Origin of the sequence: Shewanella sp. 10N.286.51.B7, assembly GCF_002873615.1 — a bacterium.
GTDB lineage: Bacteria > Pseudomonadota > Gammaproteobacteria > Enterobacterales > Shewanellaceae > Shewanella > Shewanella electrodiphila.
Genome location: NZ_MCUF01000087.1, coordinates 96,207 through 112,145 on the forward strand (window position 1 = coordinate 96,207; position 15,939 = coordinate 112,145).

Sequence of the window (15,939 nt, forward strand, 5' to 3'; positions counted from 1 at the left end):
CAATTAGCCTGCTACAAGAGCACCCAATGTGCTCTTTTCTTTTTTAAAACTAACAGTCGATGTTATCATGCCCTATTCGCGCGAATAAGCGCCAAATTAGTCCCACTTTGCAATGAGAGTCCACCATGAGCAGCAAACCAAAATCAATTGAAGATCAACTCAACATGACACCAGAAGCACGCTACGATTACCTTGTTGAACAAGTTAAGCAAGAGCAACAAATTTGGAGCCTGCAAGACCAAGATGGTTGCGTTATGCTAACCACTGAAGACGAAGATTGCATTCCAATGTGGCCTTCAGAAGAAGCTGCAAAACTATGGGCTGTTGATGAATGGCGCGATTGTGAACCACTATCTATTCCGCTTAATGAATTTCAAGAGCGTTGGGTCGGTGGTATGTCTGAGGATGATTTATTCGTTGCTGTATTCCCAGTACAAGAAGACTTAGGTGTGGTTATCCCACCATATGAACTTGATTCACGTTTAACGCCGAAAAAGCAATCTAAGCACTAATGATATCTTCAGCTGATACCAACACTGCACTTACACTCAAGCGATAAGTTAAGGCCTTATGACGGATAAAAATTTACAACAGCAAGATGCTGAAGAGATAAATATTGTCGAAGCAAACACTGACAGTAGCACCGAAAAAAAAGCCTCCGGACAAAATGCTACCGAATCAGAAGTCACTGAACTAGAATCCACTGAACCAGAAGCCACTAGCACAGATGTCATCAACCAAAGCGCTACTGAAAAAGCGGTTTTTCCCAAACGGCTTATCGCATTAATGGCGGTATATGTGATGACTTCTGTTAGCGGCTTAATGGCGCAGCAAGGTGTTTTACTGTGTGTATTAACCTTACTCATGGTATTAGGTGTAGCAGGCAGACAAAAAGCGGCGCTTTATATGCTTCGTGCCTACGGCATTTTACAACTTGCCTTGTACAGCGTATTACCCATTATCATGTATGATCCTGACAATCTTGTCGCTGGGCCTACAACAGTAGACTTTGGCTTTATGCAAATGGTGCTGCCAGATTGGATTATTTTTAGCGTACTAATTCTATTGGCTATACTGCAAGTCTGGATAAGCTTCAACAAAGCGGTATTCAAGTGGTTTAAGCCGAGAATGAACTTTAATATCATCAGCTGATAAAATTAAAAAACAAAAAAGCCGTCATCAGACGGCTTTTTTTTATCTTCCACTATCTACATTTAATCGCGATATACGAAATCTTAAATTAGACAGAGAAGCTTGCACCACAACCACAAGTAGTCGTTGCATTTGGGTTCTTAACAAAGAAGCGAGACCCTTCAAGTCCTGAAGTATAATCAACTTCACCACCAACAAGGTATTGAAGGCTCATAGGATCAACAACCAGTTGAACCCCTTGCTTTTCAATCGTGAAATCACCTTCGTTAACTTTTTCATCGAAAGTAAAACCATACTGGAAACCTGAACAACCACCACCTGTGACATACACACGCAGTTTTAGTTCTGGGTTCTGCTCTTCTTCTAACAGTCCCTTCACTTTAGTTGCCGCAGCATCGGTAAATTGAATTGGCATTGCTGCATCTGTTTGTTCAGTCATTACTACCTCTTACTTCAGTTTCAGGTCGGAATTATCTATTACCTGACTAATTTGTTCAAGTATTACTCTTAGTTCTTTTTTAGCTTTCTAGTAACTCTGCGATCTCGAATGTTTGTTCAATGCTTCCACCTTTCACACCACGATTGGCCTGCACCTGAACTACAGCTTTAATTCTTTGCAAATCAAAATCTTGTGGCAAACTTATTTCCGCGTCAAACATTTGAAAATAACGAAAGCCAAATTTAAATGTCTCAATATCTAAATCACTTAACGAGATTTCAACTTGCTTTTCGCCTTGCACGCCCACCAAAACAATGTCGGCAACGCCTTTAACGCTATTCTTACGCTTTTGTAATTGGGTTAAAATTAAGCGCATTTGATAACTGTTTGGCAATAATCCTTTAGAAAGTTCAAGTCCATGTATTGCCACACCATCAACTTCTTTCTCTGGTGAGACTAGGCTGCGATAAAAAGCTAATTCTTGTTCAAGTGTTTTTTGTTGCTGTATTTGCTTAGAAAACATTTGTTTCATATTCGCATTAGCTTCCTTTTCAATCGAAAGGGCAATATCAAGACGAGAAACTACATGAGACTGCTGCCTAAGCTCGGTTTTTAGCGCTGTAATTTCTACTGCTTCATGCTGCGGCTCAACAACTTCAGATATAAAAATAGTATGACTAAGAACGCCAACAATAAAACTGATAATGATTAACGCAGATAAATATAAACCTGATGAACGAAATTTGCGTTCTTGAACTTGCAAGCGGTCAAGCAAGCGATGATAATTTAGCATTAGGTAACAAGCCTTTAATAAAATACAATGACAACAAATCGCCCATAAAGGATCTTAGGCAATACAGTGCAAATCAAAAGAAATAAAGCCGCTATTATTCACGCCAAAGCTGCAACACGCAAATATCTTCGTAATGAATTGAGAGATAAGCTTTCTCAGTCGAAGATAAGTGTGCAACTTTGTGGATTAGCCCTACTATTTGCCATTATTGCCTCTAGTGTCATCATCTTATTTCGTTTGTTGCTCAGTTGGGCACAAGTCTACACAGTGCCTGAAGCCACCCACTTTTCTAGCACCGTTACCGATTGGCGTACATATTTGCCTATTATAGGTGCATTGCTTATTTGGCTGGTGGCAGGTCTCGGCTCTAAACGATATCGCCGCATGGGTATCGCCTACGTCATGCACCGTTTCAAACTCCATTACGGCAAAATCCCACTACAATCAGCCCCTGGACAGTTTTTTCAGGCGCTGATCGCGTTAATCGCAAATTTCTCAGTTGGTAAAGAAGGACCGGCTATTCACTTAGGAGCGGTTAGCGCGAGCTATTTCGCTGAAAAATTTAAGTTACCTGATAATAGTGTGCGTATTATGTGTGCGAGCGGTATCGCTGCTGGTATTGCAGCGGTCTTTAATGCGCCACTTGCCGCTGTACTGTTTGTATTTGAAGTGATTGTTCGTGAGTACAAAATTCATTACTTTTTCCCGATAATGCTATCGGCCATTTGCGGTGCACTCTCTAGCCAATTAGTGTTCGGCAATATCCACGAATATGACTTAATCACTGTCACCCGAATTCCATTGGATCATTATCCCATTCTGGCCATTGGTGGCATTGTCTTAGGCTGTGCAGCTGCTGGTTTCAATCATTCATTATTAAAAATGACCGCTATTGGCCAGCATTGGCCTTTGATTTATCGACTCATGATAGCGGCAAGCGTTACCACCTTAATCGGTTTATTTTTGCCTCAAGCGTTAGGTGCCGGTGATTTAGCGATTCAAGCAACCATCATAGACAACCCAAGCTTAATGTTTCTTTTCGCGCTATTAATTGCAAAAATCATCGCCACTATTGCAGCCATTGGTTTTGGTATTCCTGGTGGGCTAATCGGTCCACTTTATGGCATTGGTGCATTGATTGGCGCAATTTTAGCCCTTGTCAGTGCGATGTTTTTCCCCTCTATCGCGCCATATGTGGGTTTATATACTGTCATCGGTATGACTGCGATGATGGGTGTGTGCCTAAGTGCGCCTTTAGCCGCATTGGTTGCGCTTCTTGAACTCACTAATGATGCCGCTATTATCTTACCTGCTATGTTTGTCACCATTCCTGCATTTCTCATCGCCTACCAAGGTTTTAATACCAGTTCGGTATTTTTAAAACAGTTAGACATTATGGGGTTAGGCTACAAAGTACCGCCTGTAAATCAAGGTCTACAAAAGAAAGGTGTACGAGCGATCATGGATAAACGCTTTGTTATCGTAAATGATAACGATGCCTTACTCCTTGAAGTAATGAAGCGTGCAGAAGGTAGGCCCGTGCTCGTTCGTAATGCTGAGGCTCAAATAGAAATGCTCAGTATCGAAATGCAATCAATTGAAGATTCTACGACACTTTCCCGACATAAAATGGAAGGCTTTTCTGACACTGCCACTTTAAATGAAGTCTACGAACTATTAGCCATCAAACGGCGTGGTGAAGTGTATATATATCGCGGAAATACCAATAATATTGTCGGTGTTATTAGCTGGGCTAATTTATGGCAAGAGATCCGTTCAGGACAAGTGTAATTTAAACAAAGAACACCCACTGAATTCCACCAGATTCAGGGTGTGAACTATTGTTCTTATTTCGCTAATCAGTGTTATGTCTAAAAAGTGATAAATAATCATTAGCGAGATTTAATATTCGTTCACTCTCTGTTAAAATCTCGCCTCAGCCACCCTACATAACCACAGGGTAAATAGCCCTTATTTACTCTCCTAATAATTGGAAATCAGGCTGATGACACAGTTTAGCGGTTCTCACATCCTTTCAGTTAATCAACTGGATCTTGATGCTATTAACACCATTTTTAATGTTGCCGAAGATATGACGCCTTATGCGCTGCGCGAAAAACGCACCAAGGTGCTTGACGGTGCCATTTTAGGTAATCTCTTTTTTGAACCCAGTACTCGTACTCGAGTCAGCTTCGGTTGTGCTTTTAACCTACTCGGCGGCAATGTCAGAGAAACCGTCGGCATGGGTTCATCATCACTATCAAAGGGCGAGTCTTTATACGACACCGCTCGCGTGTTATCGACATACTCGGATGTGATTGCCATGCGCCACCCAGAGGCTTATTCGGTAAAAGAGTTTGCTGAAGGCAGCCGCGTCCCAGTCATTAATGGTGGTGATGGTGCTAACGAGCACCCGACACAAGCTTTATTGGATTTATTTACTATTCAAAAAGAGTTAAGTCACCACGGACAAGACATTAGCGGCATGCATATCGCGATGGTAGGCGACTTAAAACATGGGCGCACTGTCCATTCGTTGTCACGTTTATTGTGTATGTATAAAGGTATTCAATTTACACTAATTTCACCATCTGACTTAGCAATGCCTGACTATGTGATCAATGACATTGAAAATGCTGGTCATAAGATCACAATAACAGATCAGTTAGAAGGTAATTTACATCAAGCTGATATACTCTATCTGACTCGCATTCAGGAAGAACGATTCGCATCACAAGATGAAGCGGACAAATATCGTGGCAAGTTTAGGTTAAACCACAGTATTTATACCAAACACTGTAAATCTAATACTGTGATTATGCATCCATTACCACGAGATTCACGTGCGGCAGCAAATGAATTAGATAATGATTTAAATAGTCATCCTAGCCTTGCGATTTTCAGACAGGCAGATAATGGCTTACTTATTCGAATGGCTCTTTTTGCGTTAACGCTTGGTGTTGAAAACCAGCTACAACAGCATGAGTGCCCTGTTAATTGGTATTCACGAAAGGCTGATAGATAGTCAGCTAACGATTTTTAGAAGGATTTCACATGACCCGCTCAGAAGCGCTTTTTGAACAAGCAAAACAAACCATCCCTGGTGGCGTTAACTCACCAGTTCGTGCCTTTAACGGTGTTGGTGGTTCACCACTATTCATCGAAAAAGCCGATGGTGCTTATATTTACGATGCTGATGGCAAAAAATATATCGATTATGTTGGTTCTTGGGGCCCGATGATTTTAGGTCACAACAATCCGCAAATTCGTCAAGCAGTATTAGAAGCGGTTGAGAACGGTTTATCATTTGGTGCGCCAACTGAACTTGAAGTGACAATGGCTGAAAAAGTCATCGAAATGGTGCCATCAATCGAACAAGTTCGTATGGTGAGTTCAGGTACTGAAGCCACAATGAGCGCAATCCGTTTGGCTCGTGGTTTCACTAACCGTGACAAAATCTTAAAGTTTGAAGGTTGTTACCACGGCCATGCTGACTGTTTATTGGTTAAAGCAGGTTCAGGTGCATTAACACTGGGTCAACCTAGCTCTCCTGGTATCCCTGAAGATTTCGCAAAACACACTCTGACTGCGGTTTATAACGACCTTGATTCAGTACGTGCTATCTTCGCAGAGCATCCAGAAGCTATCTCTTGTATCATTCTTGAGCCTGTTGCAGGCAACATGAACTGTATCCCACCAGTTGAAGGTTTCCTTGAAGGCCTGCGTACTATCTGTGATGAGTTCGGTGCGTTAATGATCATTGATGAAGTGATGACAGGTTTCCGTGTATCTAAAAGCGGTGCACAAGGTCATTACAACGTTAAACCAGACCTAACAACCTTAGGTAAAGTGATCGGTGGCGGCATGCCAGTGGGCGCTTTCGGTGGTCGTAAAGACGTGATGCAATTCATCGCACCAACAGGTCCAGTTTACCAAGCAGGTACTTTATCGGGTAACCCAATTGCAATGACTGCAGGTTTAGCGCAAATGGACGCCTTATGCAAACCTGGCCTTTACGAAGAGCTAAATGCTAAAACTAAGCGCATTGCTGAAGGTTTCAAGGCTGCAGCTGATAAGCACGGTATCCCGTTGAGCATTAACCAGGTGGGCGGCATGTTCGGTTTCTTCTTCACTGAAGACACTAACCCAATCACTAGTTTTGACCAAGTAACACAGTGCAACATGGATCACTTCCGTCACTTCTACCACTTAATGCTAGATGAAGGTGTTTACTTAGCGCCAAGCGCTTATGAAGCAGGCTTCTTATCAATGGCTCACGGTGAAGAAGAACTTGAGTTAACCCTTGTTGCTGCAGATAAAGCATTTGCTGCTTTAAAAGCACTTTAAGTACTTACAAGTTAGCTATCTAAGATAGCACTTTAGAGACTTGATAAAGGACTGGCTCAGGCCAGTCCTTTTTTATTGATCGTTTGATTGCTGCTAATACTAAATCAACTGTTCAATCTTTAGGTTGAACACAGTTAAAATCAAATGACTGCAACACTTAAAGCGCATAATTTGCATATAAAAAAAGGCGCTATCGGCGCCTTTTATATTGCTAAATAGTCATCAAAAACTAAGTGATTTATATCGCGGGTACTTTAAATTTTTCGCCATCAATTTCTAGCACCACATCTCGTGGCCTTATTTCTATGATATTGAGACTACCCTGAATGCTATCCCCTTCTTGCAGTTCTTCACCATCAACATTCAACCAACGGTTTTCAGCAGCTGATGAGTACACATGTGCCTGAATATTAAATTCAGGGACCCGTAACTGCACACTTGCAGGCAGTTGACCATAAGATGGGATTTCATCTTTGCTAGTGGTAGGAATAGGATCAAGCTTTTCTTCTGTCACAGGTGCATTGGCAGAGCTTTCATACTCTACTTCTTTTAGCGCAGCTTCAAAGGCAGCCATTAAGTTATTCGCATTACTCGCATCATCCGCAGCTGAGTTACTTGCATCAATGTTTGAAACCGTTTGGCTTTGCTGTTCATAATTGACATCACTTGCCGCCGCACTCACTTTCATCCGCAGTGCATCAAGATCTGACGTTTTTTTATAGTTAGAGTTAGCGCCTAATATAATCGCATCATCGCCATATAAAGCCTGTAACTCAGCAGCTGTTAGCTGATTAGCACCACTTGCTTCAGCGTCAATATTTCGGCTAACGGATTGATTTTTCGCAGGTGCTGTTTGTCTATTATCTGCTTGAGACTGCTGTTTAGGTTCTGTTTGATATTGCTGACTAGATTGCCCACTGGACTGACTCGGTGTCATTTCGCCACCTTGATTGCTCAGTCGATAATCATAGGTTGTTTCATTCGTCGCCGGCTGACTGCTGCGGGATACATATTGTGTTGTCCCATTCACTTGCGATAAGGATTTAGCGATAGGCAGTGCAACTTTATTGGCGATACGAACTTCACTTTGCGTCTCTGAAGAACGACTAGCAGGAGTCATTGATTGGCTTTGACTTGTTTGAGTCTGCTCGTTTCCTGTATTATTTTGCGTCTCTTTCGCTTGACCTATATTGCTCGTTGGCACAATAAGTTTAGACAAGCCCCAAGCTGAAGCGATACCTAGCGCAATAACCACAGCTAACAGCACATACTTAAGCCAAGGGCGTTGACCATTCACATGCTGATAATTCGCTCTAGGTGTTAACACAGCATCAGGGAGCTCACCCATTTGCTGTTGTTTTTCTTTTGTCACCGCATCTAGCAATATAGACATTAGCTACGACCTGCTTGACGACTTAATCTAGGGCCTTGTTGATTAAGGTATAAATTAATTTGTACTAAGGTTTGATTACCGGCAATGCCATCTGATTTAAGACCATGTTGACGCTGAAAGGCCATTAGTTCCTGCTCTAAATTATTATCAAAAGAATTAACCAGTCTAGGTGCTCGTTGACTAATAATAGCTAAGCTTGTTTCTAACCATTGAATTTGAGACAAGTTAGAAGTACGGCTAATCTCTCTTGGAATATCACCAGATGCTTTCCAAAGTAATTCAAACGTGCCGCTAAAGTGGCGATTAAACCAATCTTTATTCACCCATAATTGCTGCTCACTCAACTGGAGTAAGATTTGTTCACCTTCTCGAGCAACAACCACACCGTAAAACTGATTGGCTTGCTGATCTTCTAAGTAAACAACCGCAGGGTAGTTTAAACGTGCAATGCTATTCCAATTACCTTGCTGTTGATGGCACTGTAAACCTTGCTGTTTCGCCGCCTGACACGCTGTTAAACCAATAATAGGTTGCTTATCCCAAAGTGCAAACAGGCCTGCAAAGGCATTATCAATACTGCGACTTTGTGCCATCGCTGAGCGAACAATACTTTGACTACCATTTGATGGAGCCTGTGTTTTTTTCTGTTCTTGTTGAACTGATGAGTTTGTTGTTGCACTTGGTGTAGTTTGGGGTTCAGTTTGTGATTCAGGCAGGAATAAATAAAATGACACACCGAAAGCCACAACTAACGAAGCCGCTATCGCCATTGGCCATTTATTGCTGCTTTCAACAGGAATATCACCTAAGACTTCTGCTGCTGCTTGCTTAATCATGTGGTGATCAATCGGCACTTTAGATTGGCCATAACCCGCCATTAATGCTCGTTCACACAAAAGGTTGGTCAATCTTGGAATACCACCACTGAATTTATGTAGCGCTTTACAGGCCTTTTTAGTGAATAACGGCTCGAACCGGCCAGCAACCTGTAGGCGATGTTGAACATACAATTGAATTTCTTCAACTGTTAGCGGCAACAAATGGTAACGAGCTGTAATACGTTGTGCTAGCTGCCTTAATTCTTGACGTTTGAGCAACTGCTGCAATTCAGGTTGACCAATTAAAATCACTTGGAGCAATTTTTTAGTATCAGTTTCTAAGTTGGTCAATAATCGAAGTTGCTCTAACACCTCAGGACGAAGATGTTGGGCTTCATCAATAATAAGCACGGTATTACGGTCATTTTGATGATTATTCAACAAGTACTGGCTAATTAAATCAGTTAGCTGCTTAATCGATGGGTCTTCACCATATTGAATCTTTAGCTCATCACAAAGCGTTGCTAATAACTCTTGTTCAGTTAAAGAAGGGTTGAGAATAAAAGCAGTGTCAGTATTATCTGGTAATTGTTTTAATAAACAACGCGATACTGTAGTTTTACCCGTACCGACTTCACCAGTTAATAATACAAAGCCACCCGTTTCTCCTAAACCATAAGTTAAGTGAGCTAATGCTTCTCGGTGACGATCACTGAGAAATAAATAATGCGGGTTGGGCGCGATTGAAAATGGATTATCATTCAATCCATAAAATGCTTTATACATCTGGCCAAAAATCCTTATTTAAAACTGACGGCTCAAGTTATAGCTTGCTGTAGTGCTTGTCAAAATTTAGCAGCAGAAATGTTAGTCGTGCTAAGATTTACATTAATAATGCACAATTTAAACTGTGTTTACACAAGGCATTCTAGATTAATGCCGAATGATAAACTGTGATGAGTTAATTTAATCAGGGTAAAGACGTTTATGGAAATCTATTTAGTGGGCGGCGCAGTTCGAGATCAGCTTTTATCCTTGCCCATAAAAGATAAAGATTATGTTGTGGTGGGTGGCTCTGTAGAAGAGATGTTTGATTTAGGCTTCAGCCAAGTTGGTAGGGATTTTCCGGTATTTTTACACCCTAAGACACAACAAGAGTATGCCCTTGCGCGTACAGAAAGAAAAAGCGGTCAAGGCTATGGTGGATTTAGCTGTGAAGCAAATAAAGATGTGACGTTAGAGCAAGACCTACTTAGACGGGACTTAACTATCAATGCAATGGCTAAAGATGATAACGGCCAAATCTTCGACCCGTACAAAGGCCAACAAGACCTTGAGAATCGTATCCTGCGTCATGTGTCTGATGCCTTTATTGAAGATCCTTTAAGAGTATTGCGAGTCGCTCGTTTTGCGGCTAGATTTGCCCATCTCGGATTTGAAATAGCAGATGAAACCATTGAACTGATGAGACACATAAGTGAGTCAGGTGAGCTAGATTACCTGACGCCAGAAAGAGTCTGGCAAGAGCTTGATAAAGCCCTAAGTACAGAGCACCCAGAGGTGTTTTTCCTACAGTTACGTAAATGTGGCGCTTTAAAAGTGCTGTTTCCTGAAATTGATGCGCTATTTGGTGTGCCACAACCTGAAAAGTGGCACCCTGAAATCGATACCGGCGTCCACACTATGATGGTACTGCAGTCTGCGGCACAATTAACAGGTAAAACAACCATCCGCTTTGCTGCTTTGGTGCACGACTTAGGTAAAGCTATCACGCCAAAAGAGCAGTGGCCAAAACATCATGGTCATGGTCAAAAAGGTTTACCCGTGATTAAAAAGCTATGTCAGCGGATAAAAGTACCAAACGAGTACAAAGAGTTGTCTTTATTGTGTAGCGACCAACATCAAAACATTCATAATGCCCAAGAATTAAGAGCTGAAACGATTATAAAGATTTTCGATAAAGCAGATGTATGGCGAAAACCTCAACGTTTAGATGACTTGCTTATTTGCTGTCACGCAGACATCCGTGGCAGAACAGGATTTGAAGCAGCTGAATATCCACAAAGTGAATATTTAACCCACTGCTATCAACTTGCCAAAGATATAGATGTGCAACAAATAATCTCTGAAGGGTTTAGAGGTGCAGAAATAAAACTGCAGTTATCAAACCGTAGAGTTGAAGCAATAAACCAATATAAGCAATCATTGAAACAATTATAATCCATTAATACTTGAGTACTAAAAATCAACCTTGTCATTATTTGTACAAACTAATACCTTATGATTAGGAAACTGAAAAAATATCAGGCTAATAAATAAACACCTCTTTGATGAAATATTGGTGAAATAATCGAAGAATATGCTCCAATCTATTAGATTTACGTTGATTTTTGTCATATTTATTAGTTTTTGGTATAGCAAATTCTAAAAGCTGTGACATAATTAAAGCGCTGCTGGGCAATATGCTTCAGCAATTTATTACAACCTATAATGAAGGGATTTTCCATGAACAAGAAAGTACTAATGATTGCTGGTGTTGCTATGACTGCTCTTTTAGGTGGCTGTGCAAACACTACTGCTCTAGAAGAAAGTGTTGCTAACCTAGGTAACAAAGTAGATCAACTATCTGCTGAAGTTAGTTCACTAAAATCAGATCAAAGCAAACTTGCTGCTGATGTTAAAGATACTAAAGCTGCAGCTATGGACGCTCAAGCTGAAGCATCTCGTGCTAACGACCGTATCGACAACATGGCTTCTTCTTACAAAAAGTAAGAATACATGAAAATTAGCTTATTTATATAGGTTGATTATTAGGGCTTGATAATAGTAATAAGACGTTTCGTCAATTACCATTTCAAGCCTTAATTGTTTCTGGCGTTTAATAAATTAATCCCTACCCTTTCGCACTCACCATAAAGTTTTTGACCTATCGCTTATGCTCACTTAATTTCATTGCCTGAAAACAAAAGTTTATCTAATGCTTTGCTAATAGTCTGACTATGTAAAAGTCATCATGCTTTTACCTTCAATCTAGAATGCATCATTCTAAACAAGTGAAATAGCGTTATCCCTATGTTCCACATTAAATGTCATGACTTTAAAGCCGTCAGGTTAATCGCTACCAAATGAATAACCTTGAAATAACCCTAATATAATATCCCTGATAAAATACCCCTGAAAAAATACCATGATAAAAACAGTCTAGGAATAAATAACCTCGGACTAATATTTATAGGCACGTAATACAAAGTGCGGGTATTAAACGGTGAAATAGTTCAGTGCTAACCAGACAGCTATTTTACTTTTGCAGTCAGCAATAAATAATCAAATTCCAACGCTTCAATGGCTTTCTGCTTTATATCATGCTTTAGCTCATCATTAATTCGCCAGCTAAGGTTATTCATGTCTAATAATGTTATCGCTTGTTCACCAGTTACATCCGCAGCAAACGTGATTGGCATCGATGAAACTAACTCGACATCTTTAGGTAGGTTTAGCTGTTGCGGCTTTTCAGATAAATTGTCATACACTTTTTGCTTTAGCTGCCATAAATGCCTTGGAGCTGGTACTAATAACAATAACACCCCATCTTTTTTAAGTGTTCTTAAGCACTCTTTGCCTTTTAGTTGTGCATCAAACAGAGTGATCACATCCAGTGACTCATTTGCAAATGGCAACTTCTTGAAAGGGCTAAGCAATAAGTTAGCAGGTGTACTGTCTTTACTGGCAGCAAACAGTGCATTTTCAGCTTCTGATACGCCCCAATGGGTTACAGATGAGTTATCTGTACCTTGAACAAGGGCGCGTAAGTAAAAGCCATCAGCACATTGGTAATTGAGATGGTTAACATGGGTTTTGTCTTTTACAGCTAAGTTAAATGCCGCTGACAATTGCTCGACTAAAGGCGAAAAAATACCTGATGTCATTAAAAAGCGTTTTGAGCGTAACTGCTGGCGTGTATCGCTTGAGCCTTTAAATTTAGTTGAAGTCACAAACGACCAATAACCTTGCGAGTTCTTATCAATATGATGTTTGTTATCACAATAATAACCCGATGATGACTCGTGGAAATTCAACTTAGCAGCGCATGTTGGACATATCAAAATTGAGTTCATAACGGGCAAGCTTCCTTTGAGATAAAAAATGGGTCAATTTGCTGAAATTAAGAGAATAAAAAACGGGTAACAATACCCGTTTTCTTATTTAGACGAACTGGATTATTTTACAGGAAAATAAACCCACATAATACAGCGCCTAACATTAAGCGATACAATACAAATGGTGTCATACCGATTTTACTAATGATTTTCAAAAAGAAGAAAATACAGGTATAAGCCGCAACAAATGACACGGCGACACCTAATAACAACTCAGTGTAGTCCATGACTAAGTCACCTGCGATAGCATCTTTGCTCATTAATATTGCTGCGCCTAGGATCACAGGAATCGACATTAAAAATGAAAAACGTGCTGCAGCTTCTCGGTTTAGCCCAAGCATTAATGCGGCTGTTATAGTAATACCAGAACGAGACGTACCCGGAATGATTGCCATTGCCTGTGCAAAACCAATCAACAATGCTTTACGCCAGCCGGTTTGATACTCAGTTAATTCATTGCGGGCCATTTTATCACCCACCCACAACATTAAGCCGAAGATAACGGTTGTAATAGCAATAACACCTGGACCACGTAAATAGGTTTCAATTAAGTCTTTCGCCATAAAGCCAAAGAATACCGCTGGTAAGGTTGCTAAAATAATCCACCAAGCTAATTTACTATCTTGGGTATGAACGCCTTTAAAAATACTCGCAATCCAAGCCGTTAACATCGCCCATATTTCGGTTCTAAAGTAGATCACCACAGCAAGCAATGAACCAATGTGTACGGCAACATCAAAAAATAAACCTTGATCTTCCCAACCTAAAATTTGCGAAGGTAAAATTAAATGAGCAGAGCTTGAAATGGGTAAAAACTCTGTTAGCCCTTGAATAAGCGCTAAAAAGATAATCTGAAGCGTTTCCATGATGTTCCTTTAAAATAAAATTTTGATAAAACTGACTAATTGATGAATTGTGAATGCATCACTCACTAACACTAAAAACACCCAAGCTTAACGAGAAACAAGCACGGGAAATTCAAACTCAATCGGCCAAATATGTTGGCTCGATTTATCATAGTGTTCCCAAAGGTATTGATACGACTGTTGAGTGATAGGATGCGTCAGCATAGGAGCTATCTCAGCTAAGGGCCATAATACAAACGCATTATAAAGGATCTCACCACGAGGCAACTCAATCGGCTGATGACAGACTTCATCATCGTAAAGCAGTAAATCTATATCCAAACTTCGAGGGCTAAACTTTTTTTCGCCTCTAATACGTCCATTTTGTTTCTCAATTCCCTTAAATGTGGCAACAACATCAGCAATACTCATATCAGTATCTGCTGCTGCAACCATATTTAAGAAATTTGTACCTTGAAAACCAACCGCTTCACTTTCAAACATTCTCGATAAGGTTAAATCACCAAAATGTTCATGTAAATCCACTAACCCCGACTGCATATGCTCTACAGGATCAATGTTCGTTCCCAAACTGATATAAATACGTGCCATTAACTCATCCGGTAATATACAGAGCAATTATGAAAAATTAATTAATTTCAGCATGAAAGCTGTCAATAAAATGTGATTTAGATATGACCGCGTTCAATAACAACGCCAACTGATTTAGCCGTTGGCACTGCACCGGGTTTCATAACTGCGACTTTAACCCATAAAACATTAAATTCAGACATCAAGCATTGGGCTGTCATTTCAGCTACGGTCTCTATGAGTTCTATCGGCTTTTCTGTAATCAATGCAGTCAATCGATTCGAAACGGTTTCATAACAAAGCGCATATTGGTAATCATCAGACGCTGCTGCAAGCTTATTATCCCATGCCATATCTAAGTCGATGAGCAAGGTTTGATGAATTTGCTTTTCCCATTCATAAATACCAATTACCGTTTCGACTTTTAGCTCGCGAATTAAAACTTTGTCCATGTGAACTCCATGCTTTACACGTCTTACCCAAAATATTTCAACTTAAAAGGCTGAAAATGACATCAAATAGCGGTTATTATAGTTTTAGCCTTTTTCCTGAGCAATTTAAGCAGTAGGATAGCGGCTGCACTAAGGAACATCTCACGATTCAAAAGTGCTTATTAACCCTGTAATTACAATTAATCTCAAGTGAAATTAATTAATGGGCGATAATACCCTAAGACGAGTAAGGAAACCAATTTGAGCGCTGTTACAATCACTATTTTGATGATTATAACCGCCTACTTAGCCGGTTCAATTTCAAGCGCTATTCTTGTATGCAAATTACGAGGGTTGCCAGATCCGCGTACAGAAGGCTCAGGAAATCCAGGTGCAACCAATGTGCTGAGAATTGGAGGCGCCAGTTCAGCTGCATTAGTGTTATTTTTTGATATGCTAAAAGGCGCTGCGCCAAGTTATTTCAGTTATTTATTAGGTCAAGATGCTGTATCGCTAGGCTTAATTGCTATCGCAGCTTGTCTTGGGCATATCTTCCCTATCTTCTTTAATTTCCAAGGCGGTAAAGGCGTTGCAACGGCATTTGGTGCAATGGCGCCTATTGGTGGTGATTTAGCATTATCACTCATCGCAACTTGGATTGTGTTTGTATTACTGACACGTTATTCATCTCTTGCTGCGATTCTCACCGCGATGCTCGCACCTGTGTATACATGGTGGCTAGATGATCGATTTATCATCCCTGTTGCGATGCTGTCACTGTTAATTGTCATCAGACACAAAGACAACATTAAGCGCTTAAGAATTGGGGAAGAAAGCAAGTTGTCGCGAAAAAAGAAAGCGAACAACGAGCAAAGCTAATCAAGCTTTCACTTAAAACAAGTGCTAACTTGAAAATGTTAAGTTTTAAAACTAAAAAACCTAAGCCATAGCTTAGGTTTTTTATTATTAGAAT

The 15,939-nt window shown here is 40.4% G+C and carries 16 protein-coding genes; 8 read left to right on the forward strand and 8 right to left on the reverse strand.

The genetic code is table 11. The features are described from left to right. Nucleotides 1-125 precede the first annotated feature (125 nt). On the forward strand, nt 126-512 hold the full coding sequence (locus tag BCU84_RS19575; protein ID WP_102529722.1) for a DUF2750 domain-containing protein: 387 nt from the start codon (nt 126-128) through the stop codon (nt 510-512). Between the two features lie 220 nt (nt 513-732). Further along, the gene (locus BCU84_RS19580) at nt 733-1,152 is read left to right on the forward strand and encodes a hypothetical protein (RefSeq protein ID WP_102529792.1); all 420 of its coding nucleotides are present in this window, start codon (nt 733-735) and stop codon (nt 1,150-1,152) included. An 88-nt stretch (nt 1,153-1,240) separates the two neighbouring features. On the opposite strand, the gene erpA is transcribed toward BCU84_RS19580, so the two are convergent. Continuing rightward, nucleotides 1,241-1,591 (reverse strand): iron-sulfur cluster insertion protein ErpA, encoded by a 351-nt coding sequence (erpA, locus tag BCU84_RS19585; RefSeq protein ID WP_055024237.1) that lies wholly within the window; start codon nt 1,589-1,591, stop codon nt 1,241-1,243. 79 nt (nt 1,592-1,670) lie between these two features. Next, complete coding sequence (locus BCU84_RS19590) at nt 1,671-2,384, reverse strand: DUF6776 family protein (protein WP_102529723.1); 714 nt, start codon at nt 2,382-2,384, stop codon at nt 1,671-1,673. Between the two features lie 66 nt (nt 2,385-2,450). Between BCU84_RS19590 and BCU84_RS19595 the strand changes: the two genes are divergently transcribed. The 3 genes from BCU84_RS19595 to hemL all read left to right on the forward strand — a co-directional run bounded on the left by BCU84_RS19595 (nt 2,451) and on the right by hemL (nt 6,731). After that, nucleotides 2,451-4,175 carry a chloride channel protein gene (locus tag BCU84_RS19595; protein WP_102529724.1) on the forward strand — a complete coding sequence of 575 codons (1,725 nt, stop codon included), beginning with the start codon at nt 2,451-2,453 and terminating at the stop codon, nt 4,173-4,175. 214 nt (nt 4,176-4,389) lie between these two features. Next, nucleotides 4,390-5,409 carry an aspartate carbamoyltransferase gene (locus tag BCU84_RS19600; RefSeq protein ID WP_102529725.1) on the forward strand — a complete coding sequence of 340 codons (1,020 nt, stop codon included), beginning with the start codon at nt 4,390-4,392 and terminating at the stop codon, nt 5,407-5,409. Between the two features lie 29 nt (nt 5,410-5,438). Continuing rightward, nucleotides 5,439-6,731 (forward strand): glutamate-1-semialdehyde 2,1-aminomutase, encoded by a 1,293-nt coding sequence (hemL, locus tag BCU84_RS19605; protein WP_102529726.1) that lies wholly within the window; start codon nt 5,439-5,441, stop codon nt 6,729-6,731. A gap of 238 nt (nt 6,732-6,969) precedes the next feature. Here hemL and BCU84_RS19610 read toward each other — a convergent pair whose 3' ends face one another. Together BCU84_RS19610 and BCU84_RS19615 are read right to left on the reverse strand one after the other, a co-directional pair. Next, a complete protein-coding gene (locus BCU84_RS19610) occupies nt 6,970-8,124 on the reverse strand; it encodes a general secretion pathway protein GspB (protein ID WP_102529727.1) in 1,155 nt (384 codons plus the stop codon). After that, the gene (locus BCU84_RS19615; RefSeq protein ID WP_102529728.1) at nt 8,124-9,728 is read right to left on the reverse strand and encodes an ExeA family protein; all 1,605 of its coding nucleotides are present in this window, start codon (nt 9,726-9,728) and stop codon (nt 8,124-8,126) included. The genes BCU84_RS19610 and BCU84_RS19615 overlap by 1 nt, the downstream gene beginning before the upstream one ends. A gap of 201 nt (nt 9,729-9,929) precedes the next feature. On the opposite strand from BCU84_RS19615, the gene BCU84_RS19620 reads away from it, so the two are divergent. Continuing rightward, nucleotides 9,930-11,162: a multifunctional CCA addition/repair protein gene (locus BCU84_RS19620; RefSeq protein ID WP_102529729.1), complete on the forward strand. Its 1,233-nt coding sequence runs from the start codon at nt 9,930-9,932 to the stop codon at nt 11,160-11,162. 285 nt (nt 11,163-11,447) lie between these two features. Next, nucleotides 11,448-11,714, forward strand: a complete 267-nt coding sequence (locus tag BCU84_RS19625; RefSeq protein ID WP_102529730.1) for an Lpp/OprI family alanine-zipper lipoprotein — start codon at nt 11,448-11,450, stop codon at nt 11,712-11,714. 521 nt (nt 11,715-12,235) lie between these two features. Here the strand turns inward: BCU84_RS19625 and BCU84_RS19630 are convergent. The 4 genes from BCU84_RS19630 to folB form a co-directional block, all read right to left on the reverse strand. Beyond that, nucleotides 12,236-13,057: an SAM-dependent methyltransferase gene (locus tag BCU84_RS19630; RefSeq protein WP_102529731.1), complete on the reverse strand. Its 822-nt coding sequence runs from the start codon at nt 13,055-13,057 to the stop codon at nt 12,236-12,238. A gap of 107 nt (nt 13,058-13,164) precedes the next feature. After that, a complete protein-coding gene (locus BCU84_RS19635) occupies nt 13,165-13,965 on the reverse strand; it encodes an undecaprenyl-diphosphate phosphatase (RefSeq protein ID WP_102529732.1) in 801 nt (266 codons plus the stop codon). 87 nt (nt 13,966-14,052) lie between these two features. Further along, the gene (gene folK, locus BCU84_RS19640; protein ID WP_102529733.1) at nt 14,053-14,556 is read right to left on the reverse strand and encodes a 2-amino-4-hydroxy-6-hydroxymethyldihydropteridine diphosphokinase; all 504 of its coding nucleotides are present in this window, start codon (nt 14,554-14,556) and stop codon (nt 14,053-14,055) included. A 77-nt stretch (nt 14,557-14,633) separates the two neighbouring features. Then, nucleotides 14,634-14,987: a dihydroneopterin aldolase gene (gene folB / locus BCU84_RS19645; RefSeq protein ID WP_102529734.1), complete on the reverse strand. Its 354-nt coding sequence runs from the start codon at nt 14,985-14,987 to the stop codon at nt 14,634-14,636. Nucleotides 14,988-15,227: 240 nt separating this feature from the next. On the opposite strand from folB, the gene plsY reads away from it, so the two are divergent. Beyond that, nucleotides 15,228-15,845 (forward strand): glycerol-3-phosphate 1-O-acyltransferase PlsY, encoded by a 618-nt coding sequence (gene plsY, locus BCU84_RS19650; protein ID WP_102529735.1) that lies wholly within the window; start codon nt 15,228-15,230, stop codon nt 15,843-15,845. The last annotated feature ends 94 nt before the right edge of the window (nt 15,846-15,939 follow it).

Excerpts from the sequence above, each read along its gene's own strand:
- BCU84_RS19575 (WP_102529722.1), top strand. The coding sequence starts at position 126 with ATGAGCAGCAAACCAAAATCAATTGAAGATCAACTCAACATGACACCA.
- erpA (WP_055024237.1), bottom strand. The coding sequence starts at position 1,591 with ATGACTGAACAAACAGATGCAGCAATGCCAATTCAATTTACCGATGCT.
- BCU84_RS19590 (WP_102529723.1), bottom strand. The coding sequence starts at position 2,384 with ATGCTAAATTATCATCGCTTGCTTGACCGCTTGCAAGTTCAAGAACGC.
- BCU84_RS19600 (WP_102529725.1), top strand. The coding sequence starts at position 4,390 with ATGACACAGTTTAGCGGTTCTCACATCCTTTCAGTTAATCAACTGGAT.
- hemL (WP_102529726.1), top strand. The coding sequence starts at position 5,439 with ATGACCCGCTCAGAAGCGCTTTTTGAACAAGCAAAACAAACCATCCCT.
- BCU84_RS19610 (WP_102529727.1), bottom strand. The coding sequence starts at position 8,124 with ATGTCTATATTGCTAGATGCGGTGACAAAAGAAAAACAACAGCAAATG.
- BCU84_RS19615 (WP_102529728.1), bottom strand. The coding sequence starts at position 9,728 with ATGTATAAAGCATTTTATGGATTGAATGATAATCCATTTTCAATCGCG.
- BCU84_RS19620 (WP_102529729.1), top strand. The coding sequence starts at position 9,930 with ATGGAAATCTATTTAGTGGGCGGCGCAGTTCGAGATCAGCTTTTATCC.
- BCU84_RS19625 (WP_102529730.1), top strand. The coding sequence starts at position 11,448 with ATGAACAAGAAAGTACTAATGATTGCTGGTGTTGCTATGACTGCTCTT.
- BCU84_RS19630 (WP_102529731.1), bottom strand. The coding sequence starts at position 13,057 with ATGAACTCAATTTTGATATGTCCAACATGCGCTGCTAAGTTGAATTTC.
- BCU84_RS19635 (WP_102529732.1), bottom strand. The coding sequence starts at position 13,965 with ATGGAAACGCTTCAGATTATCTTTTTAGCGCTTATTCAAGGGCTAACA.
- folK (WP_102529733.1), bottom strand. The coding sequence starts at position 14,556 with ATGGCACGTATTTATATCAGTTTGGGAACGAACATTGATCCTGTAGAG.
- folB (WP_102529734.1), bottom strand. The coding sequence starts at position 14,987 with ATGGACAAAGTTTTAATTCGCGAGCTAAAAGTCGAAACGGTAATTGGT.